This is a genomic window from Granulimonas faecalis, from assembly GCF_022834715.1.
Taxonomy (GTDB): domain Bacteria; phylum Actinomycetota; class Coriobacteriia; order Coriobacteriales; family Atopobiaceae; genus Granulimonas; species Granulimonas faecalis.
The window spans coordinates 346944-372375 of record NZ_BQKC01000001.1 but is presented as its reverse complement, the minus strand read 5'-3'; the positions used below and the strand labels follow the sequence as shown (position 1 = coordinate 372375).

Annotated in this window: 22 protein-coding genes and 3 pseudogenes; 11 read left to right on the top strand and 14 right to left on the bottom strand. The window is 69.0% G+C overall.

Going from position 1 to position 25432, the window contains the following annotated elements; all coding sequences use genetic code 11:
* Positions 1-4: 4 nt before the first annotated feature.
* The 8 genes from pstC (at position 5) to OR600_RS01665 (ending at position 8116) form a co-directional block, all read left to right on the top strand.
* The gene (gene pstC / locus OR600_RS01700; RefSeq protein ID WP_265590532.1) at positions 5-865 is read left to right on the top strand and encodes a phosphate ABC transporter permease subunit PstC; all 861 of its coding nucleotides are present in this window, start codon (positions 5-7) and stop codon (positions 863-865) included.
* A complete protein-coding gene (gene pstA, locus OR600_RS01695; protein ID WP_265590531.1) occupies positions 862-1752 on the top strand; it encodes a phosphate ABC transporter permease PstA in 891 nt (296 codons plus the stop codon). Before pstC ends, pstA begins: the two co-directional genes overlap by 4 nt.
* Positions 1752-2591: a phosphate ABC transporter ATP-binding protein PstB gene (gene pstB / locus OR600_RS01690; RefSeq protein ID WP_251173481.1), complete on the top strand. Its 840-nt coding sequence runs from the start codon at positions 1752-1754 to the stop codon at positions 2589-2591. Before pstA ends, pstB begins: the two co-directional genes overlap by 1 nt.
* A 53-nt stretch (positions 2592-2644) precedes the next feature.
* Positions 2645-3364, top strand: a complete 720-nt coding sequence (locus OR600_RS01685; protein ID WP_135978165.1) for a response regulator transcription factor — start codon at positions 2645-2647, stop codon at positions 3362-3364.
* Entirely contained in the window at positions 3357-4745 is a 1389-nt protein-coding gene (locus OR600_RS01680; protein ID WP_265590530.1) for a sensor histidine kinase, read from the top strand. The genes OR600_RS01685 and OR600_RS01680 overlap by 8 nt, the downstream gene beginning before the upstream one ends.
* A 370-nt stretch (positions 4746-5115) precedes the next feature.
* The gene (locus tag OR600_RS01675; RefSeq protein ID WP_204407840.1) at positions 5116-6129 is read left to right on the top strand and encodes an alpha/beta hydrolase; all 1014 of its coding nucleotides are present in this window, start codon (positions 5116-5118) and stop codon (positions 6127-6129) included.
* Positions 6102-7463, top strand: a complete 1362-nt coding sequence (locus OR600_RS01670) for a phthiocerol/phthiodiolone dimycocerosyl transferase family protein (RefSeq protein WP_204407842.1) — start codon at positions 6102-6104, stop codon at positions 7461-7463. The genes OR600_RS01675 and OR600_RS01670 overlap by 28 nt, the downstream gene beginning before the upstream one ends.
* Positions 7460-8116: a DUF6320 domain-containing protein gene (locus OR600_RS01665; RefSeq protein ID WP_135978169.1), complete on the top strand. Its 657-nt coding sequence runs from the start codon at positions 7460-7462 to the stop codon at positions 8114-8116. Before OR600_RS01670 ends, OR600_RS01665 begins: the two co-directional genes overlap by 4 nt.
* On the opposite strand, the pseudogene OR600_RS09955 reads toward OR600_RS01665, so the two are convergent.
* From OR600_RS09955 to OR600_RS01645, 6 genes and pseudogenes are all read right to left on the bottom strand, one after another.
* Positions 8042-8488 (bottom strand): annotated as a pseudogene (locus OR600_RS09955) (response regulator); the annotation flags it as partial. The gene OR600_RS01665 and the pseudogene OR600_RS09955 sit on opposite strands and share 75 nt — an antisense overlap.
* A gap of 188 nt (positions 8489-8676) precedes the next feature.
* Positions 8677-8733: pseudogene (locus OR600_RS10005) on the bottom strand (hypothetical protein); the annotation flags it as partial.
* A 328-nt stretch (positions 8734-9061) separates the two neighbouring features.
* Positions 9062-9337 (bottom strand): annotated as a pseudogene (locus OR600_RS09945) (sensor histidine kinase); the annotation flags it as partial.
* A 1083-nt stretch (positions 9338-10420) separates the two neighbouring features.
* Positions 10421-10927: a PaaI family thioesterase gene (locus OR600_RS01655; RefSeq protein WP_265590528.1), complete on the bottom strand. Its 507-nt coding sequence runs from the start codon at positions 10925-10927 to the stop codon at positions 10421-10423.
* 113 nt (positions 10928-11040) lie between these two features.
* Complete coding sequence (locus tag OR600_RS01650) at positions 11041-11784, bottom strand: HAMP domain-containing histidine kinase (RefSeq protein ID WP_135978173.1); 744 nt, start codon at positions 11782-11784, stop codon at positions 11041-11043.
* Between the two features lie 312 nt (positions 11785-12096).
* Positions 12097-12804: a response regulator transcription factor gene (locus tag OR600_RS01645; protein WP_265590527.1), complete on the bottom strand. Its 708-nt coding sequence runs from the start codon at positions 12802-12804 to the stop codon at positions 12097-12099.
* Between the two features lie 148 nt (positions 12805-12952).
* Between OR600_RS01645 and OR600_RS01640 the strand changes: the two genes are divergently transcribed.
* Positions 12953-13546, top strand: coding sequence for a hypothetical protein (locus tag OR600_RS01640; RefSeq protein ID WP_265590525.1), 594 nt, complete (start codon positions 12953-12955; stop codon positions 13544-13546).
* Between the two features lie 72 nt (positions 13547-13618).
* Complete coding sequence (locus OR600_RS01635) at positions 13619-13891, top strand: hypothetical protein (RefSeq protein WP_135978176.1); 273 nt, start codon at positions 13619-13621, stop codon at positions 13889-13891.
* A 142-nt stretch (positions 13892-14033) separates the two neighbouring features.
* On the opposite strand, the gene OR600_RS01630 is transcribed toward OR600_RS01635, so the two are convergent.
* The 4 genes from OR600_RS01630 to OR600_RS01615 all read right to left on the bottom strand — a co-directional run bounded on the left by OR600_RS01630 (position 14034) and on the right by OR600_RS01615 (position 18940).
* On the bottom strand, positions 14034-14570 hold the full coding sequence (locus OR600_RS01630; protein WP_135978177.1) for a GNAT family N-acetyltransferase: 537 nt from the start codon (positions 14568-14570) through the stop codon (positions 14034-14036).
* A gap of 143 nt (positions 14571-14713) precedes the next feature.
* Complete coding sequence (gene groL, locus OR600_RS01625; RefSeq protein WP_135978178.1) at positions 14714-16351, bottom strand: chaperonin GroEL; 1638 nt, start codon at positions 16349-16351, stop codon at positions 14714-14716.
* A gap of 54 nt (positions 16352-16405) precedes the next feature.
* Complete coding sequence (locus tag OR600_RS01620; protein WP_135978179.1) at positions 16406-16696, bottom strand: co-chaperone GroES; 291 nt, start codon at positions 16694-16696, stop codon at positions 16406-16408.
* 273 nt (positions 16697-16969) lie between these two features.
* Positions 16970-18940: an NAD(+) synthase gene (locus tag OR600_RS01615; RefSeq protein ID WP_265590524.1), complete on the bottom strand. Its 1971-nt coding sequence runs from the start codon at positions 18938-18940 to the stop codon at positions 16970-16972.
* A 277-nt stretch (positions 18941-19217) separates the two neighbouring features.
* On the opposite strand from OR600_RS01615, the gene OR600_RS01610 reads away from it, so the two are divergent.
* Positions 19218-19595 (top strand): hypothetical protein, encoded by a 378-nt coding sequence (locus OR600_RS01610; protein ID WP_251173473.1) that lies wholly within the window; start codon positions 19218-19220, stop codon positions 19593-19595.
* Between the two features lie 138 nt (positions 19596-19733).
* On the opposite strand, the gene OR600_RS01605 is transcribed toward OR600_RS01610, so the two are convergent.
* The 4 genes from OR600_RS01605 to OR600_RS01590 all read right to left on the bottom strand — a co-directional run bounded on the left by OR600_RS01605 (position 19734) and on the right by OR600_RS01590 (position 25427).
* Positions 19734-21002: a zinc-ribbon domain-containing protein gene (locus OR600_RS01605; RefSeq protein WP_265590523.1), complete on the bottom strand. Its 1269-nt coding sequence runs from the start codon at positions 21000-21002 to the stop codon at positions 19734-19736.
* 184 nt (positions 21003-21186) lie between these two features.
* The gene (locus OR600_RS01600) at positions 21187-22815 is read right to left on the bottom strand and encodes an amidohydrolase (RefSeq protein ID WP_204406825.1); all 1629 of its coding nucleotides are present in this window, start codon (positions 22813-22815) and stop codon (positions 21187-21189) included.
* A gap of 893 nt (positions 22816-23708) precedes the next feature.
* On the bottom strand, positions 23709-24269 hold the full coding sequence (locus tag OR600_RS01595) for an SPRY domain-containing protein (protein ID WP_265590522.1): 561 nt from the start codon (positions 24267-24269) through the stop codon (positions 23709-23711).
* 390 nt (positions 24270-24659) lie between these two features.
* Positions 24660-25427 (bottom strand): amino acid ABC transporter ATP-binding protein, encoded by a 768-nt coding sequence (locus OR600_RS01590; protein WP_135978185.1) that lies wholly within the window; start codon positions 25425-25427, stop codon positions 24660-24662.
* Between the last annotated feature and the right edge of the window lie 5 nt (positions 25428-25432).

Below are 25432 nucleotides of genomic sequence, written 5' to 3'. Positions count from 1 at the left end.
CGCCGTGAAGACCAACATCCTCAAGGAGCGCGCGGCCCGCGCCGTCTTCGGCACGGCGGCGCTCGTCTCGGTGGCCGCCGTCGCCCTCATCTGCATCTTCCTGTTCGCCAACGGCATCCCGGCCATGGCCCGGATCGGCCTGCCCGACTTCCTCCTCGGCAGCACCTGGAAGCCCACGAGCGACCTCTACGGCATCTTCCCCATGCTCGTGGGCAGCGTCTATGTCACGGCCGGCGCCCTCGTCGTCGGCGTGCCCGCGGGCGTCCTCACCGCCGTCTACCTCTCACAGTTCGCAAGCGGCAGGCTGTCCACCCTGCTCAAGGGCGGCATCGACCTGCTCGCCGGCATCCCGTCGGTGGTCTACGGGTTCTTCGGCCTCATGGTGCTCGTGCCCTTCATCCGCACCGAGATGGCGGGCCGCGGCCTGTCGCTCCTGGCCGCATCGGTCCTCCTCGGCATCATGATCCTGCCCACCGTGGTGACCGTCTCCAAGAACGCGCTCGACGCCGTGCCCGAGTCCTACTACCAGGGCGCAGTGTCCGTGGGCGCGAGCCACGAGCGAGCCGTCTTCACCGTGGTGGTGCCGGCCGCGGCCTCGGGCATCCTGGCCTCCGTCGTGCTCGGCGTGGGCCGCGCCATGGGCGAGACCATGGCCGTGGTCATGGTGGCCGGGAACCAGCCCCAGGTCCCCGGGTCGGTCTTCGACGGCGTGCGCACCCTCACGGCCAACATCGTGCTCGAGATGGGCTATGCCGCCGACCTGCACCGCGGCGCCCTCATCGCCACCGGCGTCGTGCTCTTCGTCCTCGTCATGCTCGTCTGCGCCCTGTTCCACACCCTCAAGACCGAGAGGAGCGCCCAGTGAGCCCCGCAACCTGCGAGGCCGTCGCCGCCCCGGCGCGCCGCGCCTGCCGCGACTGGCCGGCCCTCGCCCTCAGGGCCCTCGTGGGCCTCGGGGCCGCCCTCACCCTCGCGGTGCTGGCCGGCCTCGTGGGGTTCGTCCTCGTCCGAGGCGTGCCCCACATCACCGCCGACCTGTTCGCATGGGAGTACACCTCCGAGAACGTCTCCCTCATGCCGGCCCTGGTCTCCACGCTGCTCATGGCCGCAACCTCCCTGGGTGTGGCCGTGCCCGTGGGCGTCGCCGCGGCCATCTACCTGGTGGAGTACGCGAGGCCCGGCTCGCGGCTCGTTGCCGTCGTACGCCTGACCTGCGAGACGCTCCAGGGTGTGCCCTCCATCGTGTACGGGCTCTTCGGCCTCCTGTTCTTCACGGGTGTGCTCGGCTGGGGGCTCTCCCTCGCCTCGGGCGCCGCGACCCTGGCCCTCATGGTGCTGCCGGTGATCGTGCGCACCACCGAGGAGGCCCTCATGGCGGTGCCGCAGTCCTGGCGCCAGGGGAGCTTCGCCCTGGGTGCCGGCCGTCTGCGCACCGTGGTGCGCTGCGTGCTGCCGAGCGCCGCGCCCGGTATCGCCGGTGGCGCCCTGCTGGCCCTCGGCCGCTGCGTGGGCGAGGTCGCGGCGCTGCTCTTCACCGCCGGCACCGTGGCGCAGGTCCCCGACCTCCTCGGCCGGGGCCCGGGCGCGCTACTCGACTCCTGCCGCACCCTCGCCACCCACATGTACGTGCTCGCCAACGAGGGCCTGCACGTGGACGAGGCCTACGCCTGCGCCGTCGTCCTGCTCGCCCTGGTCATCGTTGTCAACCTTGCAACCAACCTCACCATGAGGCTCCTGAAGGGATCCCGCTGATGTTCGAGCCCACGCTGGCGCGGCCCGAGGCCGTCGCCGCCCCCTCCGCCCTCGTCGACGGCGAGCCCGCCGCCCCCCGCGTGGCGGCGGGCACCAAGATGGACGTCTCACACCTCGACCTCTCCTACGGCCGCACCCACGTCCTCAGGGACGTGAGCCTGTCGTTCCCCGAGAAGGAGGTCTGCGCCCTCATCGGCCCCTCGGGCTGCGGCAAGTCGACACTGCTCAAGACGCTCAACCGCATGAACGAGCTCGCCCCCGGCTGCTCGGTCTCCGGCCTCGTGACGCTCGACGGCACCGACATCTACCGCGACCTCGACGCCCAGGAGGTGCGGCGCCGCGTGGGCATGGTGTTCCAGCAGCCCAACCCCTTCCCCATGTCGATCTTCGACAACGTGGCCTACGGTCCTCGCACCCACGGCGTCCGCGACCGCGACGAGCTCGAGGGCCGCGTGGAGCAGGCCCTGCGCGACGCCGCCCTCTGGGACGAGGTCAAGGACCGCCTCAAGAGGAGCGCCCTCGGGCTCTCCGGCGGCCAGCAGCAGCGCCTCTGCATCGCCCGCGCCCTGGCGGCCCAGCCGGAGGTCCTGCTCCTCGACGAGTCCACGAGCGCCCTCGACCCCATCTCCTGCGCCAAGATCGAGGAGCTCGTCATCTCCCTCAAGGGCTCCTACACCGTGGTGATGGTGACCCACAACATGCTGCAGGCCCTGCGCATCTCCGACACCTGCGCCTTCTTCCTGATGGGGGAGATGGTAGAGGCCGGCCCCACCGAGACCCTGTTCACGAGCCCCACCGACCCGCGTTGCGCCGATTATGTGGCCGGGCGGTTCGGCTGACGCGCCTCCGGACTAGGATGGGTGCTGCCCGCACACAGCCCGAGGAGGAACCCATGGCGGAAGCCACGGTCTACTATCTCGAGGATGACCCGCGCATCCTCGAGCTCACGCTCTACACCCTCGCCCAGACGGGCATCCGCGCGGAGGGCTTCTCGTCGGCGGGAGAGTTCCTCGACGCCTGCGCCGAGTCCGTTCCCGACCTCGTGCTCCTCGACATCATGCTGCCCGACGTGGACGGCCTCACGGTGCTGCGCCGCCTGAGGGGCGAGCCGGCCACACGGGACGTCCCCGTCATGATGCTCACGGCCAAGGGCGACGAGCTCGACAAGGCCTACGGGCTCGACCTGGGCGCCGACGACTACTTGGCCAAGCCGTTCGGCATGGTGGAGCTGCTGGCCCGCGTGCGGGCGCTGCTCCGCCGCTCCCAGGCGCCCGCACGCGGGGAGGCGACCGAGCCGGACCGCCTCTCGTTCGGGGGCATCGTGCTCGACGAGGGGCGCCACACCGTGACCGCCGACGGCGTGCCCGTGTCGCTCACCCCCAAGGAGTTCGACCTGCTCAAGACCCTCATGGCCTCGCCAGGCCGCGTGCTCTCGCGCGACCGCCTGCTCGCCGACGTGTGGGACGTCGCCTTCTCCGGCGGCACCCGCACAGTGGACGTGCACGTGCGCACGTTGCGCCAGAAGCTCGCCGCCGCGGCCCCGGGCTCCGAGCGCGCCGTCGAGACCGTGCGCGGCGTCGGTTACCGGCTCGGGGACGGCCACCATGGCTGACGGTCGCGGCACGGGCCGCAGGCGCCTCTCCACCACGGTGTTCGCCGCCCTCGTGGCCTCGGCCCTCGCCTGCGTGCTCGCCGCGTTCCTCGGTACCGCCGCCGTCTACTACGCCACCCACGAGGCCGGCGAGGCCCAGCGCCTGGCCGCCTTGGCCGAGGAGGCCGGCGCCACGCTGGGACCCCTGGACGCGGACGGCCGCCGCGCCATGCTGGCGGCCCAGCTCCCCGGGCCCGAGCGCTACACCCTGGTGTCGTCCGACGGCGAGGTGCTCTTCGACAGCGCCGACGACGATGCCGGCTACCACGGCGACCGGCCCGAGGTCCTCGAGGCCGAGAAGGCCGGGTCCGCCTCGGTGAGCCGCCACTCCGCCACCCTGGACCGCGACATGCTCTACGCCGCCCAGCGCCTCGCCGGCGGCGACGTGCTGCGCATCGCCGAGGAGCGCGAGTCGTTCGCGGCCTTCGCCGGCTCGTTCGTGCTGCCGGCCGCCGCCGTCATGGCCGCCGTGTCCGCGCTCGCCGCCGTGGCGTCGCGGCTCATCACCCGGAGGATCGTGGCGCCCTTCGCCGCCCTCGACGACGGGCTGCCCGCCCCCGACTGCTACCGGGAGGTGGCCCCGCTCATCGAGCGCATCGAGGACCAGCAGGCGCGCCTGCGGGAGCAGAACCTCGAGCTGGCCCGCGCCGACACCATCCGACGAGACTTCTCGGCCAACGTCTCCCACGAGATGAAGACGCCGCTCCAGATCATCTCCGGGTACGCGGAGATCATCGACCAGGGCATCGCCGACGAGGCCGACACCCGCACCTTCGCCCACATCATCCACGACGAGGCCCAGCGCATGCGCTCCCTCATCGACGACGTGCTCACCCTCTCCCGCATGGACGAGCCCCTGGGCGCCGAGCAGGGCCCCGTGGACCTGCTCGACCTTGCCGGCTCCGTCCTGCGCCGCATGGCGCCGGTGGCCGACGCCGCCGAGGTGGGGCTCCGCGCCCTAGGGTCGCCCATCACGGTGGAGGCCAACGCCCGGCTGCTCGACCAGGCCCTCTCCAACCTGGTGGAGAACGCCGTGCGCTACAGCCCTGCCGGATCCCAGGTGACGGTGACCGTGGCCAAGGACTGCCACCCCGGCGAGCCGGGCGCCGTGGCCGAGGCCGTGGTCTCGGTGCGCGACGAGGGGTGCGGCATCGCGGCCGACGAGCAGGACAAGGTGTTCGAGCGCTTCTACCGCGTGGACAAGAGCCGCTCCAAGGAGACCGGGGGCACGGGCCTGGGACTGGCCATCGTGAAGCACGCGGTCGAGCAGTGCGGCGGCACCGTGGAGCTGGAGAGCACCCCGGGCGAGGGGTCGGTGTTCCGGCTGCGGCTGCCCCTGTGAGCCCCGCGGGCCCCTGCCCTTGTCCCATCACTCGGACACTTTTGTCCCATCCGCGGAACGTCCTGCGGGCGCTGGAGCTGCGCCCGTTCTGCCTTCTCCCCACCTGAACACGTCCGAGGGCGACTTCCAAGGCCAACCCCTGCGGAAAAACGCCCCCGGACGCGTTCAGGTGCGCGAAATCCGCTCCCGTGCGTGTTCAGGTGGGAAAGAGGCCGACCTCAACGGCGTTCAGGTGCCGAAGACGGTGCCGGGAGCGGTGCTGCAGACGATGCCGAAGACGGTGCCGGAGATGCCGCCCGAGGTGGCGCCGTTGGGGTATCACCCTTATGTTCTGCCACCATCGCCCACCCCGACACCCGAGCGAGGACCCATGCCCTTCGAGAAAGTCGCCAAGGCCGCCGTCAAGGCCTACACCCACCTGAAGCCCGACGTCGTGGACGGCTACGAGGCCATCAGGGTCGCCGAGGAGGCGGCCTCCAAGATCGAAGCGCCCCGCATCCGCGTGCGGGAGGGGCGCGTCTCGGTGCCTGCAGCCGACGGGTACGCCGTCGAGTGCCGCACCTTCACGCCGCTCGACCTCGACATCTCGTTGGACGGCGTCAAGTTGACCGACGACTGGAAGGGCACCGTGGTCTTCTTCCACGGCGGCGGCTGGGTCACCGGCCAGGTCGGCCTCTACGCCGACGCCTGCAAGGACCTCGCCCTGACCCTCAAACGCCGCGTGGTCTCGGTGGACTACCGCCTGGCCCCCGAGAACCGCTTCCCGGTGCCGCTGGACGACTGCTACGCCGTGGCCCGGGCCGTCATGGCCGGGAAGGTCTTCTCCGACGTGAACCCCGATCACGTGGTCCTCATGGGCGACTCGGCCGGCGGCAACCTCGCCTGCGCCGTGGCCCTCAAGGCCCGCGACACCGGCGACTTCTCCGTGCCCCGCCAGATCCTGCTCTACCCCGTCCTCAACAACGACTACGGCCCCGACGCGCCCTTCGCCTCGGTGCACGAGAACGGCAGCGACTACATCCTCACGGCCCAGGACTGCCAGGAGTACCTGATGCTGTACGCCGAGAAGCCCGAGGACCTGGAGAACCCCTACCTCGCCCCGCTCCTGGAGACGGACCTTGCGGGGCTGCCGGAGACCCTGGTGGTCAGCGCCGAGCTCTGCCCGTTGCGTGACGAGGACGAGGAGTTCACCCGGCGCCTCGCCCAGGCGGGTACGAACTCCGCTGCCTATAGAATGCAAGACGTCATGCACGGCTACCTGCTCTACCCGTCGGCCGCCGACGCGGTGAAGACCACCTTCGCGATCTGCCGGAGCTTCCTCGACGGGGAGGGGCTGCCCAAGGGAAATGGATCGACGTGGCTCGAGATACGTGGTATCGCCTAGACAACATCGGCAAGTACTACTCGGCCCAGGCCGGGCGCCGGGCCCAGACGGTCTTCCGCTACTCGGCCACCATGGATGCCCCCGTCGACGAGGCCGCCCTCCAGCGGGCCCTCGACCGCACGGTGGGCCGGTTCCCCACCTTCTCCGTCACCCTGCGCACCGGGCTGTTCTGGCACTACCTCCAGCACGTGGACACCGTCCCCAAGGTGCACCAGGAGGACCTGCCCATCTGTGCCCCGCTCCACGCCGGCCACACCTCGGTGCTGTTCCGGGTGAGCCGGTACCGCGACCGCATCAACTTCGAGGTGAGCCATATGGTCTCCGACGGCCGCGGCTCGCTCGCCTTCTTCAAGGAGCTCCTCGGGGCCTATGTGGAGGAGGCCTTGGGCGTGACGGGCGTGCCCGAGAGCTACGCCGGCTCTCCCTCGGAAAGCTCCGAGGACTCCTTCGACAAGAACTACGAGCCCGGGAAGCGGGGGGCGGCCACCCTCTCCCGGGCCGTCCACGTGGGGAGCGCCAAGCACGCGGAGGACCCCTCCTACTTCGAGTACCACCTCTCCTGCAAGGCGGTGCTCGACCTGGCCCATCGATGGGACGTGAGCCTCACCTCGGTGATGGTGGCCGCCATGGCCCTGGCGGTGCGTCGGCAGATGCACCGCCGCGACGTGGGGAGGCGCCCCATCCGCATCGGCGTCCCGGTGGACCTCAGGGGCGCCTTCTCCTCCCAGACCACCCGCAACTTCTTCGGCCTGGCCTATGTGACCTTCGAGACCGGCGATGCCGTGCCCGAGGCCGAGGCGCTGGCCCAGGAGGCCCAGCGCCAGATTACCGACGCCACCCGGCCGGACAATATCAAGCTTCGCATGAACTCCATGATCCGCCTGGAGAAGAACCCCTTGGTGCGCGTGGCGCCGGTCTTCCTCAAGGACCTCGGCCTGGGCGTCGCCCGCTCCCAGGAGGGGCGCGGCGTCACCTGCGCCGTCTCCAACCTCGGGCGCGTGGTCCTCGACGGGGCCGTGGCCGCTCATGTGAGGGATGTCAACATCCTCACCTCCACCCAGGACCTCAACCTCACCCTGTGCTCCTTCGAGGACGACCTGTCCTGCGGCATCTCCACGGTCTACACCGACCTCGACGTGGTGCGCGACTTCTGCCGCTTCTTCTCGGCCCAGGGCATCCCCGGGAAGGTCAACTGCAGCAAGGCCCGGCCGCTCAAGGAGCGCGACGGCGCCGCCTCCGACAGGGACCGCAGGTGCCGGCCGCCCAAGGGTGCCCGCCGACGGCTGACGGGGGCGCGCAAGCCGCTGCCGGCCGAGAAGGGAGCCGGGGCATGAGACACTGTTCGGCCTGCGACCTCGACTACACCGGGGCCATCGAGCGCTGCCCCCTCTGCCACGGCGAGCTCGTGGGGGAGCCGTCGCCGGCGGTCTTTCCCCACACCGACAACATCCGGCCCCAGAAGGCGCTGCTCACCATCGTCACGCTGGCGAGCGCCGTGGGCGCCCTCACCGTGGCGTTCCTAGCCCTTGTGGGGGCCGCGCGCTGGTCGGTGGCCCTGCCGGCGCTGGCCGTGGTTGCCGCCAACTACCTGCTGCTCAGGAACTTCCTCCGCTACGACCCCGGGTTCGTGCGGGGGGCCTCGCGCTACCTGCTCATGCTGGTGGCCGTAACCGTGGCCTGGCGCCTTATCTCGGGCGTCGACGCCCTCACGAGCCTGGTGGCCCCCATCGTCTGCCTGGCCGCCATCGCCTTCGACGCGGTGCTGCTCCTTGCCTGGCGCGACCGGTTTGCCGAGGAGTTCTCGGCCTACCTGCTGCTCGACGTGGTGTGCGGGTTCATCCCGCTCGCCCTGGTGTGGCTGGGGCTCGCCCAGTGGCCCACCCTGGCCTACGTGAGCGCCTTCTGCGCCGGGCTACTGGCCATATTCGTGCTGGTGTTCTTCCGCCGCGACATCTTCGGGGCCGCCGGCCGCCTGTTCAACGCCTGACGAGGCGCCCTCCCCGCCGTGGCCGGAGAGCTCCTCGAGCAGCAGGGTCAGGCTCGAGAGGAAGAAGGGCTTCTGGAGGAAGCCGTCGACCCCGGCGCCGTCGCAGGCCGACTCGGCGTCGGCGCGGTCGGAGGCGGTGAGCACCATGACCGGCACGTTGTGGGGGACCACATCGCGGATGGCCCGGGCCGTCTGGGCCCCGTCCATGGCCGGCATCCGCCAGTCGACGATGACGAGGCCGAACCCGCGGCCCTCCGCCTCGGCCTCCGCGGCCATGGAGACGGCGTCGGCGCCGGTGAGGGCGAACTCGGCCCCCACCCCGGCGTCGCCCATGACGGCCACGACCTCGTCGCACACGGCCCGCTCGTCGTCGACCACCAGGACCCTGTCGATGCCCATGCGCTCGAAGAACTCGCGGCCGTCCCTGTGCCGGGCCACCCTGAGCTCCAGGTCCACCACGAAGGCGCTCCCCCGGCCCACCTCGCTCTCCACCGAGATGGCGCCCCCCCCATGAGCTCCACGAGGCTCTTGGCGATGGCAAGGCCCAGGCCCGTCCCCTGGACCCGGTTGGTCACCGAGCTCTCCTCGCGGGTGAAGGGGTCGAAGATCGTCTCCATGAGCTCGGGGGCCATGCCCATGCCGTCGTCCCTCACGGTGAAGCGCAGGGAGACGAAGTTGGCCCGGGGGCTCGGCGTCTGGACGAGGTCGAACTCGACGGTGCCCCCCCTCGGGGGTGTACTTCACGGCATTGGTGATGATGTTGATGAGAACCTGGTTGATGCGGAGCTTGTCGCCCACCACGAGACCGTCGCGGACCCCGGAGACGTCGACCCGGAAGTCCTGGCCCTTGGCGAGGGCCCGGGGCCTCGCGATGGTAACCACGTCCTCGGCCAGCTCCGAGAGCTCGAACTCCGAGAGGTTGAGGGTGGTCTTGCCGCTCTCGATCTTGGACATGTCGAGGACGTCGTTGAGCAGGCCCAGCATGTGCAGGGAGGAGGCCTGGATCTTGCGGGTGTGGTCGCGCACGAGGTCGGGGTCGCCGGCGTCGCGGAGGAGGAGCGTGGCCAGGCCCACGATGGCGTTCATGGGGGTGCGGATGTCGTGGCTCACGTTGGACAGGAACGTGCTCTTGGACTCGTTGGCCACCTCGGCCACGGAGAGGGCCTCCCGCAGCACCTCCTCGTTGCGGCGCTCCCGGGTGCGGTCGGACAGCACCGCCATGCAGCGACGGCCGCCGTCGACCTCCACGTCGTAGAGGCTGTCGGTGAACCAGAGGGGCTCGCCGGTGGCCCGGTTGTGGCGCAGGCCCTCGCGCACCACGGTGCGGCCGTCGTCGAGCGACGCCGTGTCCACGGGCCCCTCGGCGTCCTCGAGCTCGAGCACGGCGCAGTCGGCACGCACCTCGTCGGGCCCCACGCCCAGGATCCGGCCCACGTTGGGGCTCACGTAGTCCACCCGCACGGGGTCGCGGCTCAGCATGAGGAAGACCTCGTCGGTGGCGCTGGCCAGCACCGAGAAGAGCTCCTCGCGGGCCCGGGTCTCGGCGCCCTGGGCCCTCATGGAGCGAGTGAACCGGAAGGCCGCAAGCCCGAAGAAGGCGGCCGCCCCCACGACGAGGACCACGAGGAACAGCACCACCGTCGAGGTGCCGATGATGGCGTTGCCCTGCTCCATGATGACGTCGTCGGGGATCACCGACACCATGGACCACCCGTCGGTGTTCCCGATAGGCACGAAGGCCATGACGCAGTCGCGGTCGTCCAGACGTACCCGCACCACCCCGGAGCGGGAGGCGGCGAGGCTGTCGGTGAGGGCCGAGACGCCCGAGAAGACCGCCTCCACGGCGGCGTCCAGGGCGGCGGGGCACCACAGGCCGTTGGCCGCCACCATGCGCCCGGCGCCCACGAGCTCGCCATAGGCCAGGCGGTGGGGGCCGGCCTCGACCTCCGTGGCAAAGAGAACCGGGTAGCACGAGCCGTCGGCGCAACGGGAGAGCTCGACCTCGGACCGCAGCAGGTGCTCCACGAAGGCGAGCCCGTGGGCCTGCCGCCCCGAGCCGCCGTTCACGGCAACGCACCCGTCGAGGTCGCAGACCCCGAAGGTGCGGCCATCGGGACCCGGCAACGGACCCATGGACCAGGCGAGGCCGGGCCGTTCCCGGAGCAGGGCGACCGTCTCACAGAAGGCTCTGATCGTCCCGTCGCCCACGGCAGGCTTGCCCACGGCCCCTCCCCCCCACCTGCTCCTCATAATCATCCCTGTGAATATATTCTGAATGAAATCTGAGTTACAAGTGGCCCACGATCACTCCCCGGCGGGCACGGGGCGGCCGTCGTCCTCCCACACATAGGACCCCTCGTCGGAGCACTCGCCGACGATGCGCTCCACGGGAAGGATCATGTAGGTGGCCTCGGCGGTCACGCACACGGTGCCGTCCTGCCGGCGCAGCTCGCAGGTACCCTCGAAGGTGCGCCGGGTCACCTTGGTGATGACGCCCACCACCTCCAGGGACTCGCCGATGGGCGTGGGTTTGCGGTAGCGCAGCTTGAGCTCCATGGTGACGCCCCACTGGTCGGGGTGGTCGGTGATGAAGGCGCGGCCGATGGTCTCGTCGCACATGGCCGCCGCCACGCCGCCGTGGAGGCGGCCGGGGTAGCTCTGGTGGATCGGCTTGGGCGTGAAGAGGCCCACCACGCGGCCGGGCGCGTCGTCGCGCTCCACGAACTGGGCCTCGAGTCCGGCGGGGTTGTCGAATCCACAGACGAAGCACTCGTCGTTGATGGGCTGGTTGTGCAGGTGGGAGCAGGCCATGGGGGCTCCTTCGGAACGCGGGCTTGTCGACCCTCATTTTATGCGTCCGACCCTGCGCCTGAAAGCGGTCGAGGGCGTCCCCATCCGCTTTCGGGGACAGGAGCGGGCGCAGGTCAGGCGTGCGAGAGAGGGTAGACGAGCGACACCCGGCGACGGCGGGCGGCCGTCTCGGCCTCCACCGCGCACGCCTCCACCGCAGGAAGGCGCTCGAGCAGGGGTGCCAGCGTCTCGTTTCCCGGGACCCCGGCTGCGACCTCCCACGAGACCCCCAGCGTCACGGCCGTGCCCGAACGGGCGAAAAGCCGCGCGCATCCGTCCGCCTCCGCCAGCGCCTCCTTGGCCACACAGCAGAGCACGGCCGCGACGCGCCGCCCGTCGCACACGACCCGGGCGGGCTCGGGAGCGTCCACCGCCAAGCGGCCGCCCGACCCCTCCGCATCCCGGTCCACAAGGCGCGCCGCATCGAGGACGACCTCCCGGGCATCCGTCGCACACGGATCGCCGCCGGAGGGGCCACCCAGAAGAAGCAGGCGGTCGAACGCCTCGGCGAGCTCGTCGAGCGCACCCTCCGGGCACGTCGCCGCACCCGGGGCGGCCCCCTCGCCCGAAGCCAGCAACGCGGCAAGGGGCGTTTTCACGTCATGGAGCAGGCGCCTCGCGATCTCGTCGGAAAGGGCCTGCCTCCCCTCCACAGCCCCTACAAGCCTTCGGCCCAGGGCCGCAAACGCGGCGAAGGATGCGAGCAGCACCGTGACGGCCGCGAGCTTGACGGCACGAAGGAGCCGCAACGCCTCGTGGCAGTCGAGGAAGCGGATCTCGACGCCGGAGGCCCCCGTTTGGACCACCCGGTAGAACACGAGGCTGTCCCCCGCCCTATAGCTCCGGCGTCAGGCCGCAGACCGGCCTCCGCGACCTCGGCGAAAAAATCGGCCAGATAGGGGCCGGCGTCCCCGCGACCGGACCGGCCCATCCGCGACGCCTCCTCGACGGTCACCGACCGCACCTCCGTGTCGAGGAACGGCCCGGGATCGCCCGAGAGGGCCCCATGGGCGGCACCCGCAAAACCGAGAAGCCCCACGACGTACAACGCCGAGCACAAGGCCGCCCCGGCGAGCAGATAACGGGTCAAACCTGCCGAAAGGCTTGCGCGCCACGACGCCATCGGGCCCTCACGTCTCTTCGCAGGGGCCTTCGAGGCGGTATCCCACACCCCAGACCGACCTCAAGGAGACCGAGGCCCCCGCCGGCTCGAGCTTGCGCCTCAACCGCCTGGTCATCTCGTCCGCGGTGCGGCTCTCGACGCCGTCGGGGAGGCCCCACACATCGAGCAGGAGCTGGGAGCGGGGGACGGTCTTGTCGGGGCGCGCCAAGTAGTAGCGCAGCAGCTCCAGCTCCGTCGGCGTGAGGGCGACGGGCAGGCCGTCGATGCGACACTCCCCCTTCCCGCATCGCACGTTGCCCAGCTCGAGGACCCTCGGCCTCTTTGCGCCGTCGCCCTCGCCTTCAAAGCGCGCCCGTCGCAGGAGGGCCGCCACCTTGGCAAGGAGGAGCGCCGGGCGCACGGGCTTGGTCAGATAGTCGTCGCAGCCATGGGTCAGGGCGTCGATGACGGACAGCTCGTCGTCTTGGCCCGACAGGGCCAGCACCGGCACGCAGGACCGCTCTCGAACGCGGAGGAGCAGCGCCGTGCCGTCCATCTTGGGGAGCCCCATGTCGAGCAGGATAAGGTGGCAGCCGACTTCTTCCCCACGGAAAAGCGCCTCGAGAAGCTGCGTGCCATCAGGTTGGGTCACCGCCTCGTAGCCCGCATTCTCCAGCACCAGCCTCACGGCGCCCCGCAGGGAGTCGTCGTCCTCGATATAGAGAATCCTCTGCATGGCACCCCCTCAACTATTCCAAGACTATCGCACCTCCCCCTCGGGCCACAATGCTGTTTTGCAACTTGAGGCCATTGTTTTGTTTTTCACGGTTTTATGGCCCGACCCTTTACCCGACACTCGTCTCACATGGCGGAAGGAGCAGGAAATGAGCCTACCCGGAAAACGCCCAGTGGTGAAAATCTGCATTGCCATCGCAGCCATATCGTTTTGCGCCCTTGCAATCACACATATCACCCATGCAATCTCCTCATCCTCGACATCCCCCGATTCTGTGGAAGAAGCTACCGGTTACAGCTGTCATGACCTCGAGGTAGCTCACATCAACGACATAGAACTGGAGGGTGACGAGAGCCTTTTCTCGCACCTTTCCGGCAACGGGGAGAGCTTAGCCCTTCTCGCAGTCGCATGCGCCCTCTCCACTGCCCCCGTCGCAGCATACGCCAGCGAGACCTCAAATTATCGTACCTACCATATGGACTCGATCTCTAGCGAAGCCAGCCCTCAGCGCGAACGTGGGAACTGCTTCTCTGTTTATGGGAAGGGCTGGTGCGTCTCCCATGGATACGGAAATAATCGTCCTGTCGGCGCCAGCATGGCGGTCAATCTGACCCAAAAGGAAAAGGACTGCCTGTTCAGTGCATATACTTGGATGATCGAGGCGGGACGCGCTTGGTATACAGGCAACAGCTGGGACGCACTTGCGGCAACTTCCTACACCCTTTATACCTGCTTGAAGTAAAACGCCTTCATATGGGCGGGTTGTAACGGCTTGGCGACAGCGTTTCAACCCGCCCTTTTCCAGGAGGGGCTTATGACGTGGAACGGCATTGCAAATAAACTTGAAATCGGGTGGAGCAACGGTCATCTATCGTGGGGCGGCATTGCTATTGCAGCAGTGTGCGTACTGATCGGCATCCTGTACTACTGCTTCCACATCATTGACCATACCACCTTAGTTCTCTTGAGCGGCCTCAATGTCGTGGCCGTCCATTTAGGAAGCTCACTTATTTATAAAAAACAAGGACGGGCGTTTGACTCGGTGATCAGTGTCCTATTCGCTCTACTCTACTTGCTTCTCCTGTAGGAGACTTCGACCTGCTCTTTCTCTGAGGCGATTCCGGCCGCAGGCCCCGGCGCCCCGGCGTAACGCGCCACCGTGGTGCGACGTTTTGCCGTTTTGGGCCGAGAAGGGCGCCACGGTGGTGCGGGTCGGCCCCGACCCCCTCCTAGAACGGCTCGGCCAGGCGCTTCTCCATCCACACCATGTCGTACCAGCGGTCGAACTTGCGGCCGCAGGCCTCGAAACGGCCCACCTCGCGATAGCCCATGGCCCTGTGGAACCGCACCGAGGCGTCGGTGAGATAGGGGTCGTCGGGCTCCCGCGGCACCCCGATGCAGGCCTCGAGGGCGAGGATGTCGCGGGCCCGGGCCTCGCCCTCCAAGGCACGGTAGAGCGCGCGGCCCACTCCCCGCCCGCGGGCACCCATGTGGAGGTAGATGGTGGTCTCGGCGTTATGACGGTAGGCCTCGCGGCCCACGAACGGGCGGAGCGAGGCGTAGCCCACCACGGCGGAGCCCTCCTCGGCCACCACAAAAGGGTACCCCCGCTCGAGGATGGCCCGGATACGCTCGGAAAACTCCGCTACGGTAGGCACGTCGTACTCGAAGGAGACAGCGGTCCTCCGCACGTAGGGGGCGTAGACGCAGAGGGCCCTCACGGCGTCTTGCGGCGTGGCGAGGCGGATGCGGGGCGTGGGTGCCATGGGACCTCCGGTGACGGTGCGGGCCTACGTCAGAGCATAGCGCGGCCGGACCTCCTCCGCACACCGGCCCCCACAGAGAAGGGCGGCCCGCCGCTGAGACGAGCCGCCCTCCTGTCAGGCGCTTTTTCGGAGAGCCGTACGGCTTAGTACATGCCGCCCTGGCCGCCCTGGGCAGCGGCCGCGGAGATGGCCTCCTCGATGGTGGTGTCCTTGGGCTCATCGGTGACGGTGGCCTCGGTGATAAGGAACAGGCCGGCCACGGAAGCGGCGTTCTGCAGGGTCACGCGGGCAACCTTGACGGGGTCGAGCACGCCCATCTCGATCATGTCGCCGTACTCGCCGCTGGCGGAGTCGAGGCCGTGGCCCTTCTCCATGCCGCGGACCTTCTCCACCACGACGGCACCCTCGAAGCCGGCGTTGTCGGCGATGGTCTTCACGGGAGCGGCCAGGGCCTTGGCGACGATGTCCACGCCGATCTTCTCGTCCATGTCGGAGGTCTCGACGTTGGCGAGCGACTCGGAGGCGTCGAGGAACGCCACGCCGCCGCCAGCGACGATGCCCTCCTCCACGGCCGCACGGGTGGCCTGGAGGGCGTCCTCGATACGGTGCTTGATCTCCTTGAGCTCCACCTCGGTGGCGGCGCCCACCTTCAGGACGGCCACGCCGCCGGCGAGCTTGGCCAGGCGCTCCTTGAGCTTCTCGACGTCGAAGTCGGAGTCGGTGTGCTCGATCTCGCCCTTGATCTGGGCGATGCGGTCGTCGATGGCGCCCTTGTCGCCCTCGCCGCCCACGATGGTGGTGTTGTCCTTGGTGACCTTGACGCTCTTGGCGCGGCCGAGCATCTCGGCGGTGGTGTCGGCGAGCTTGATGCCGAGCTCCTCCATGGCCACCTGACCGCCGGTCACGACGGCGATGTCCTCGAGCATGCGCTTGCGACGGTCGCCGTAGCCCGGGGCCTTGACGGCGCAGACGTTGAGGGTGCCGCGGAGCTTGTTGAGGATGAGGGTGGCCAGGGCCTCGCCGTCGACGTCCTCGGCGACGATGAGCAGGGCGGAGCCACTCTTCTGCACGGCCTCGAGCACCGGCAGGATGTCCTGGATGTTGGAGACCTTCTGGTCGGTCATGAGGATGTAGGGGTTCTTCATCTCGCAGACCATGGTCTCGTTGTCCGTGGCGAAGTACGGGGAGATGTAGCCCTTGTCGAACTGCATGCCCTCCACGGTCTCGATCTCGATGCCGAAGGTCTGGGACTCCTCGACGGTGATGACGCCGTCCTTGCCCACGACCTCCATGGCGTCGGCGATCTTCTCGCCGATCTGGGGGTCGGCGGCGGAGATGGTGCCCACGGAGGCGATCTGCGCCTTGGTGGAGACGGGCGTGGCGGCCTTCTTCATCTCGTCCACGACGGCGTCCACGGCGTGGTCGATGCCGCGGCGGATGGCCAGGGGGTTGGCGCCGGCGGCGACGTTGCGGAGGCCCTCGTTGACGATGACCTGGGCCAGCAGCGTGGCGGTGGTGGTGCCGTCACCCACGGTATCGTTGGTCTTGGTGGCGACCTCCTTCACCAGCTGGGCGCCCATGTTCTCCACGGGGTCCTTGAGCTCGATCTCCTTGGCAACGGAGACGCCGTCGTTGGTGATGGTGGGGGCGCCGTAGGGGCGCTGAAGGGCCACGTAGCGGCCCTTGGGGCCCATGGTGGTGGTCACGGCGTCGGCCAGGGTGTTCACGCCGGCGGCGAGCTTGGCGCGGGCGTCGGTGCCGAACTTGATGTTCTTAGCCATGGTATGCGTACCTCCTGTGAGGGTTTGGGTGCAGATGGTGCGTGATGGGAGGGGTTAGCCCTCGATGATGGCGTAGATGTCGTCTCCGCGGAGGAGCAGGTACTCCTCGCCGTCGACCTTGATCTCGTTGCCACCGAACTTGCCGTAGAAGACCTGGTCGCCCACCTTGACGTCGACCGGGATGCGGTTGCCGGAATCGTCGCGACGGCCCTCGCCCACGGCGACGACCTCGCCCTTCTGGGGCTTCTCCTGGGCGCCCGAGGAGATGTAGAGACCGGTGGAGGTCTTCTCCTCCTTGGGGGCGGGCTTCACGAGGACGCGGTCACCCAGCGGCTTGAGATTCATAGCGGTTCCTCCTTCTGCATGCGCCTTCTCGGCGCCCCCGCCTGAGTGCGGGGTGTGTTCTGACACGAAGTATCCTAGCCAGCCCATGGACCTAGGGCAAGGTCCATGAGGAAATCTTCATCACGCAGACTTAGATTATCCACCAACGCAGCCATCACGTAAGGCGGCGCCGGGTCAGGCTCTAGGTCGCTGTACCCGGTGCGTGGTGTCCGTTAACCTGCGGCGGCGCGGCCATGGGGGCCGTCACCGATCGTGCACGGAAGAGTCGCGGCCTCAGGCCTCGAGGGCCTCGGCCTGGGTCACCCACAGAGCCGCCGAGGCGTCGCTGGGCATGCGGAGGTCGCCGCGGGGCGACACGGCCACGGTGCCCACCTTGGGGCCGTCCGGCAGGCAGCTGCGCTTGAACTGCTGGGAGAAGAAGCGGTGGTAGAACGTCTGCAGCCAGCGGAGGACCGTGGCGCGGTCGAAGGCGGGCTCGCGGCCGGCCTCGAGCTCCTGGTCCACGAACGCCCGGCAGGCCAGGGCGAACACCTTGGCCGGCGGGAAGGCCTGGCGGAGCACCGCGTAGAGAAAGAAGTCGTGGAGCTCGCAGGGGCCCACGAGGTCCTCGGTGCGCTGAGCGATGGTGCCGTCCTCCCCGGCAGGCAGGAGCTCCGGGGAGACCGGGGTGTCGAGCACATCGTCGAGCACGGCGGAGAGGACCGCGTCCCCGCAGGTGCGGGCCACGTGGGCCACGAGGTGGCGCACGAGCGTCTTGGGCACGCCGGCGTTCACGCCGTACATGGACATGTGGTCGCCGTTGTAGGTGGCCCAGCCGAGGGCGAGCTCCGAGAGGTCGCCGGTGCCGATCACCAGGCCGCCGCGCTGGTTGGCGAGGTCCATGAGGATCTGGGTGCGCTCTCGGGCCTGGGAGTTCTCGTAGGTGACGTCGCGGACGGCCTCGTCGTGGCCGATGTCGGAGAAATGCTGCCGCACCGCGCTGGCGATGGGCACCTCGAGCAGGGTGCAGCCCAGGGCGTCGGCCATGGCGCGGGCGTTGCCGTGGGTGCGGTCGGTGGTGCCGAAGCCCGGCATGGTGACGGCCACGATGCCGGCGCGGTCGAGCCCCACGAGGTCGAAGGCCCGGGCGCACACGAGCAGGGCGAGCGTGGAGTCCAGGCCGCCGGAGACGCCCACCACCGCCGTGGCGGAGCGGGTGTGGGCCATACGCTGAGCGAGGCCGTGGGCCTGGATGTCGAGGATGTCCTCGCAGCGCCCCGAACGGGTCGCGGGGTCGTCGGGCACGAAGGGGTGCGGGTCCACGTGGCGGGTCACGGGCGCCGGGGCGGCCACGGCCCCGGCGAAGGCGTCGGGCAGGCGCACCTCCCGGTAGCCGGCTGCCGCGGGCGACGGGGCGGACGTCCAGGTGGAGATGCGCCGGCGTTCCTCGGCGAGGAAGGCGACGTCCACTTGGGCCAGGGCCCGGCCGTCGCCGAAGGGGCGGCCCTCCGAGAGGATGCGGCCGTTCTCGGCCACGAGGTCGTGGCCCGAGAAGACCACGTCCTGGGTGGACTCGCCCCAGCCGGAGCTCGCGTAGGCGTAGGCGCAGAGGAGCCGGGCGCTCTGGCCCGAGACGAGGGAGCGACGGTAGTCGGCCTTGCCCACGAGGGCGTTGGAAGCCGAGAGGTTGCAGACCACCGTGGCGCCGGCCCGTGCGAGGCCCACGGAGGGCGGGCAGGCCACCCAGAGGTCCTCGCAGACCTCTACGCCCACCTTGAGGGCGGGCATGCCGGGGCAGCAGAACAGCTGGTGCGCGCCAAAGGGCACGGTACGGCCGCAGACCTCGGCGTCGACGCAGGCCTCGGGCCCCGCGACGAAGTGGCGGCCCTCGTAGAACTCGTTGTAGGTGGGGATGTTGAGCTTGGGCACGACGCCGAGGAGCTCGCCCGCGCAGCAGGCGGCGGCGACGTTGTGGAGCTTGCCGTTCTGGCGGAGGGGCAGGCCCACGAACACGAGGCAGGGAAGGTCGGCCGTGCGGTCCAGGAACCCGGCCAGGCCCTCCTCGGCGGCGTCGAGCAGGGCGTCCTGCAGGAAGAGGTCGCCGCAGGTGTAGGCCGTGAGGCAGCACTCCGGGAGCACCACCACGGAGGCTCCGTGGACCACGGCCGCGCGGGTCTCCTCCACGCAGGCCACGACGTTGAAGGCGACGTCGGCGACGTGGACGGCGGGGGTCGCGGCGGCGACGGTGACAAGGCCGTGGTTCATGGGGGCTCCTCTCGGCGGTTCGTGGGTCCATGGTAGCGCGACCGGGCCCCGCCCCCCGCCGGAGCCGCCGGGCGGCCGGGCCCCGGGAAGGCGCACCGATTGTGCTGGGAGTACAAAAACTGAGGATTATTCGTAGGGAGAGAAAATGTCCCTGCAGGTGAGAACGCTGTGGCGTCACTCGCGGCGCAAGGTGGTTCCTGCGCCAAGGATTTCAACTACATCCCAGTTATACAATGGGAAGGGCAATTGGTTACCGTTTCTCAGAAAGAGGACCTCCGTGGCTGAAGACGCCCCCGTCACCCCTCGCCGCATCGTCGTCGACGTCGTCGAGACGGCCGCGGACCTCCCGCCCCGGGCGACCACGATCCTGGACGGGGAGCTCGCCCGCCACGAGCCGGCCGTCGTGCGCGCCCTTGTGGAGGGCTCGGGCGCCCCGGAGGCACGGGCGGTGCTCGACGGCCTCATAGGCGCCTTCTCGCGCCCGGATTTCCCGGTGGTCGACGGCTTCTCGGCCGAGGACGCCCTGCTCGCCGCCATGGAGCGCGCCGACCGCGAGGGCGGCGACGGCCCGGTGCCCGTGCTCATGGCCCCCATGGACGAGGTCCTGTGGGAGTGGGTGGACAGCCGGGTCGGAACCGAGCAGGCGGCCGAGTAGGCAGCCGGGCCGCCACCCCTTTGGCCGGGCCCTCCGACCGTCGCAGGCCGGGCCCGGCGCCCCGGACGGAAGGCGGGGCCGCGCGGCGGGTCATCCCCATCGCGCGGCCCCTCCCGGAGCCCGTGCTGTGCGCCGGCCCTACTCGGGGCGGAACCCGACGCCGCTCCCCTCGCGGGGGGCGCGCTTCCACTGGGGCGCGTTATGGTCGATCCACACGCCCACGGCGCGCACGGACCACAGCTGCGCGAACGTGCCCGCGAAGGCGGCGGCCAGGACCACGATCACGACGGCGGGCCCGAGGATGCCGAGCATGGTGGCCACCGTCGACAGCGGGTCGAGACCGTAGCCGTAGTACGAGCCGGAGTACAGGTAGTACCTGCTGGCGTACATGGAGCCCGCGGCGCCCGTCAGCACGAGCATGGCGACCACGACGATGACGGCGCCGGCGGCGAGGCCGGGCACGAAGACGGCGACGATGGCGCCCCAGGGGTCGCGCTTGAAGGCCTCGAGGATGTCCGAGAGGTCGAACGCGGCGCCGAAGCTGCCCCTGGCGGCCATGCGGACGCCTGCCACCGTGGTGTAGACGGAGACCAGCACCGCCCAGCAGAACAGGAAGATGGGGCCGAGGACCGGCACGGCGCCCACGTAGAACAGGCTGGCGGTGGCGACGGCGCCGATGACGCCCAGGACCGCGTAGAGGAAGCCCAGCCAGACGGTGGAGCGGCTGAAGCTGCGGCGCGGCAGGCCCTCGGAGCCGTCACCGGCAGACGCACCCCACTGGAGCATGTAGCCGGAGACGTACCAGCCGAGCACCGGCACGAGGTTCATGAGGACGAGGGCGGCCACGCGGCCGAACCAGCCCTGGGAGCCGGTGAGGTCGTGCCACGCCTGGCCGAGAATCCCGCGCTGGGCGGCCATCGGGGGCACGGGCGGCTGCGACGGGGGCACGGGGCCGGCCGACGGGGCGCCCGCGGGCGGCTGGGCCGGCGGGGGCGGCGTCTGGCGCCGGGCCTCGGGGGCGGGGCCGGCGGTGGGATGCAGCTCGTCGGGCGGGACCGGGGCGCCCGGGGCGTCGGGCAGCGGCTGCCTCTCGGGGACGGTGTCGGCCTCCCCGGCGGCAGCCTCCTCGGCCACGACGGTCGTCTCGTCGGCCTCCACGACGACGGTCTCGTCAGGCGCGGCCGCGGGCTCACCGGGCGCGTCCCCGGCATCGGCGGCGGCGAGGGCTTCCGCGGCCACCGCGGCCTCGCCCTCGAGCTCCTCGGGGTCGACGGGGGCCGCCCCGACGGCCTCCTCGGCCACGGTCTCCCCGGCCACGACCTCCTCGGGGACGTCGAGGGGGCTGCCGCAGCTGCTGCAGAATCGGGCGTCCTCGCCGTTATCGTGGCCGCAACGGTTGCAATGCATACACATCTCCTCACTGTGAGCACGGACGATGCAACGTACCGTCACAGGATACGGGTCCGGTGGGACCGTGGATTACCCTGCACAGTCTTTTTAAGATTCCCGCAAGCGGTATTCCTCAAACCATGCCGCAACCGGAACATCAGCCGTAGACCGGCCTGACGGGGGCCAGGGCCGGCAGGTCCCTTCAAACCCCGTCGAAGACCTTGCGGCCTCCCACGTAGGTGGCGAGGACATGGGCGCCATGGAGGGCGTCGGGGTTCTCGGAGAGGGGGTTGCGGTCGATGACGACGAGGTCGGCGAGCCTGCCCGGCTCCAGGGTGCCCAGCTCGCGCTCGCGACCCACGGCCACGGCGCCGCCGAGGGTGAGGGCGCGCACGGCCTCGGCCGCGCTCACGCGCTGCTCGGGCAGCCAGCCGCCCGCGGGGTCCCCCGAGGCGTCCCGGCGTGTCACGGCGTCGTGGACGATGGCGGCGGGGTCGCAGGGCACGCAGGGGGCGTCGGTGCCAAAGGCCATGGGCACGCCGCTGTCCAGGTAGGTGCGGAACGGCCACATGAAGGAGGCGCGCCCCTCGCCGAGGTCGCGGGCCGGCTGCGTGACGTCGATGACGATGTGCTGGGGCTGCACGGACGCCACGACGGCGGCGTCGCGCATGCGTGCCACGTCGGCCCGCTCGAGGTTCTCGATGTGCTCGAGGCAGTTGCGCCCCTGGGCAGGCGCACCGAAGCGCCCCTTCGCCTCCTCGAAGATGGAGACGCCCTCGTGCACGGCGGCGTCGCCGATGGTGTGGATGCGCACGGCGATGCCGGCCTCGGCGGCCTTGAGCACGATGGAGCGCATCTGCTCGGCGGGGATGGCCGGGTGGCCGCAGTCGCCGGGGAAGCGCGGGTTGGCGTAGGGCTCCAGCAGCCACGCCGTGTGGGCGCTGCTCACCCCGTCGAAGAACTGCTTGACGCCTGGGGCGCGTAGCATGGGGCCAGTGAGCTCGGACTGCAGGCGCTCGATGCGGGAGAGGTCGCCGTCGAGGGGCAGCGTGGGGAACAGGTGCCCGCGCACGGTGAGCTCGCCGGCGGCGTCGAGGTCCGACCACACGTCGTCGAGCACGGCGTCGCAGCCGGGGATGGCCGAGAGGCCCATGTCGCACACCGAGGTGACGCCGCGGCGGTTGAGCTCGTGGAGCCAGTCGCGAAACACCTGGCGGAGCTGCTCCCTGGGCAGCGACTCCAGCACCCGGGCCACGTAGTACATGCCGGCACCCTCGCGGAACACGCCGGTGAGGCGGCCGTCCCCGTCGCGGTCGAAGGAGCCGCCGGCCGGGAGCTCGGTGTCCTCGTCGATGCCCAGCTCGCGCATGGCACAGGTGTTGAGCCAGAGGGTGTGGGAGTCGCCGGAGTACATGGCCGCGGGCGTCGTGGGGAAGTAGGCGTCGAGCGAGAGGCGCGTGGGGGCGATGGGCGGGTCCCAGAGCATGTCGCGCCAGCCGTGGGAGAGGGCCCAGGTGCCCCAGGGGCGGTCCTTGGCAAAGTCGTACATGCGGGCGGCGCAATCGGCCTCGGAGGTGCCGCAGTACTCCATGGCGAGGGCCGAGGGGAAAAGTGCCGAGTGGAACACGTGCTGGTGGGCGTCGTGGAGGCCGGCGCAGACGAAGGCGTCGCCCCAGTCTTCCACCTGCGTGGAAGAGTCTTGGTAGAGATGGGCGTGGTCCGGGTCCACCACGGCCACGATGCGGTCGCCGTCCACCACCACGGCGGCGGGGCGCGTGCGGTCCCCCAGCCCGTCGAAGACGTGGCGGGACGTGATGATCCGCGTGGCCATGGCCCTCTCCCCTGTCCTCGAGGCTCATTCAAAGGTGCAGTCGCCCACCAGCATACGCCTACCCGGCCCCGGGGCCGAACCGGCGTCCACCGCGACCCGCCGACGGCCGGCGGGGCGGCGGCTGTCATGCGGCGCCGGCCGCACAGTGGGTGTCACTTTGGTCGGGTTCTTTTGCTGTCACACGGCCCCGACTGTGCAGCAACGCCGCCACCCCGCCCGAAGCGACTGACGGACCGGGCGCCCCGGAGGCCGCAGGGCGCCGCCCGCACAGCACGGACGCACAGTAAAGGCATCGTGCTGCAAGGGGGCCTTGCTGTGCGTTCGCCAAGCCCCCTTTGCGTCGAGGAGGACTTGGCGAACGGTTTTCGAGGAACAGGCGGGCCTTAGCGAGCGGCCAATCGCACGACAAGGGGCCTTTGCGTCGAGAGGGGCCTACTGTGCGGCCTTGGTGCGCGGCGTTGCCGAGCAGCCCTTCCCCTCTCGTCATCCTCTCGTCATCATCGGCCGACTTGGTGAAATGACAAATGTCGCCGCCCTCTTTATCGCAGTTGCCGCCTAATATCATGGCACCTTGGAAGGATGAGAGGCGGCACGGGAGACGCACCCCGTGCCGCCTCTAAGAAAAACGCCTGAAAAGAGGGCGAGCCGCCAACGTACCCACATAGACCCAGAAGAGTGCCTCGCAAACCACCGAGAAGACACGATCCGCCACAAGGTCTCCCGCACCAGAGCGCACAAGGGGATACCATATAAAACCAGATATCATTATCACCGTTACCGCAACAAGAACGGCGCCCCATACGGTGCGTAGAACATTCAGGTGCGGGGGCACTGGGTTGGAACGCTCGAGACGAATCTGCACCCAATTAACAAGTCTCCGCCAATCCATAGCGTTAAGCCGGCCGCGATCCTGAGAACGGACCGTATCCAAACCAATATATCATTGACCTATAATTTGTATCATTGTAGAATTGGACAACCCAGTAACTCATACCAGCATTGCTGTTGACGTAGATACCGATAGCACAGTAAACAGATGCAGTGTTACCTACGAGATTAACAATTGCATTGTATACTTCTCGTACTTTCCCCGAACCAATCCCGAGTCCTATCAAAGTTGCGGCGAAGCTAGCCCAGGGCATAATATTGCCAAGATACATTGTACTATTATATTGATATCCAGCAGGAATCCTGCGAATAGCCCGCCCACTCCCATCGAATCCAATTGAGCTCTCAATATATGGCGCACCATTCAAGCTAACAGTTACACGCTCTTGAGAAACCAGTGCTTCTGCCAAATCACCGGTGGAGTCATCGAGCACAATAGCTTTGCAGGTATCCGTTGAAGACGCGTTTGATGGAGCCGCATGGGCCATCTTTGGTGCCAGTGACGCAACCGCACATACACTCGCCAGGCCGAACAGCCCGCGCCTTGTCAAGTCAATTGAACTCATTTTAACTCCTTTCTTTTGTCGATACCGTCATTCAATCAAACGTCTTGATTAGATTCATTAGCAGATTGCACACTTATGCTGAACGGTATCTATAAAGTGGTAAACGGCGCATCGTTTATCCATTGTCATTCGATTGCCGCACACTTTGTTCTTGGCCACAAACAAGCAGATTCGACCACATCGCCTTGAACCGCGACAACGATGAGTTAGGCCGCTCCCGGTCGCCTGCACAGCAGACTTACCAACCCATCCGTGGCCGGTGGCAGGAGAACGACGGCAGGCGCCCCCACCCCTTCCGGAGGGGTGGGGGCGCCTGCCGATTACATATAGGTTCAAATAGGATAAGTGAAAGATGTCACCGTCCCCATTGTCACGACACGCGACGCCTGGCTAGTCGTCGAGGTAGCGGGCCAAAAACTCGCGGGTGCGGGGCTGCTCGGGATCGCCGAAGATCTTCTCAGGCGCCCCCTGCTCGGCGATGACGCCTTGGTCCATAAAGACCACGCGATCGCTCACGTTCTTGGCGAAGGCCATCTCGTGGGTGACCACCACCATGGTCATGCCGCCCTCGGCCAGCTTGCGCATGACCTCGAGCACCTCGCCCACGATCTCGGGGTCGAGGGCGCTCGTAGGCTCGTCGAAGAGCATGATCTGCGGGTTCATGCAGAGGGCGCGGGCGATGGCCACGCGCTGCTTCTGACCGCCGGAGAGGCGCTTGGAGTCGGCGTGGGCGAAGTCCGCCAGGCCCACGGAGGCCAGGTGGTCGAGGGCCACCCTCTCGGCCTCCTCCTTCTTGAGCTTGCCCAGGGTCACCGGGGCCAGGGTGCAGTTGTCGAGCACGTCGAGGTTGTTGAAGAGGTTGAACCCCTGGAACACCATGCCGATGTCGGCGCGCAGGGCGTTGACGTTGGTCTCGGGGGCCATGAGGTCCTGGCCGCCGAACCACACGTGGCCGGCATCGGGGGTCTCGAGAAGGTTGAGGCAGCGAAGGAGCGTGGACTTGCCCGACCCCGAGGCGCCGATGATGGTGAGCACCTCTCCCGGGGCCACGTCGAGATCGATGCCCTTGAGCACCTCGTGGGAGCCGAAGGACTTGCGCAGGCCCTGGACCGAGATGAGCGGGGCCTGGGCGGCGTTGGGGGTGTCGGCTGCGGTCATGGTCG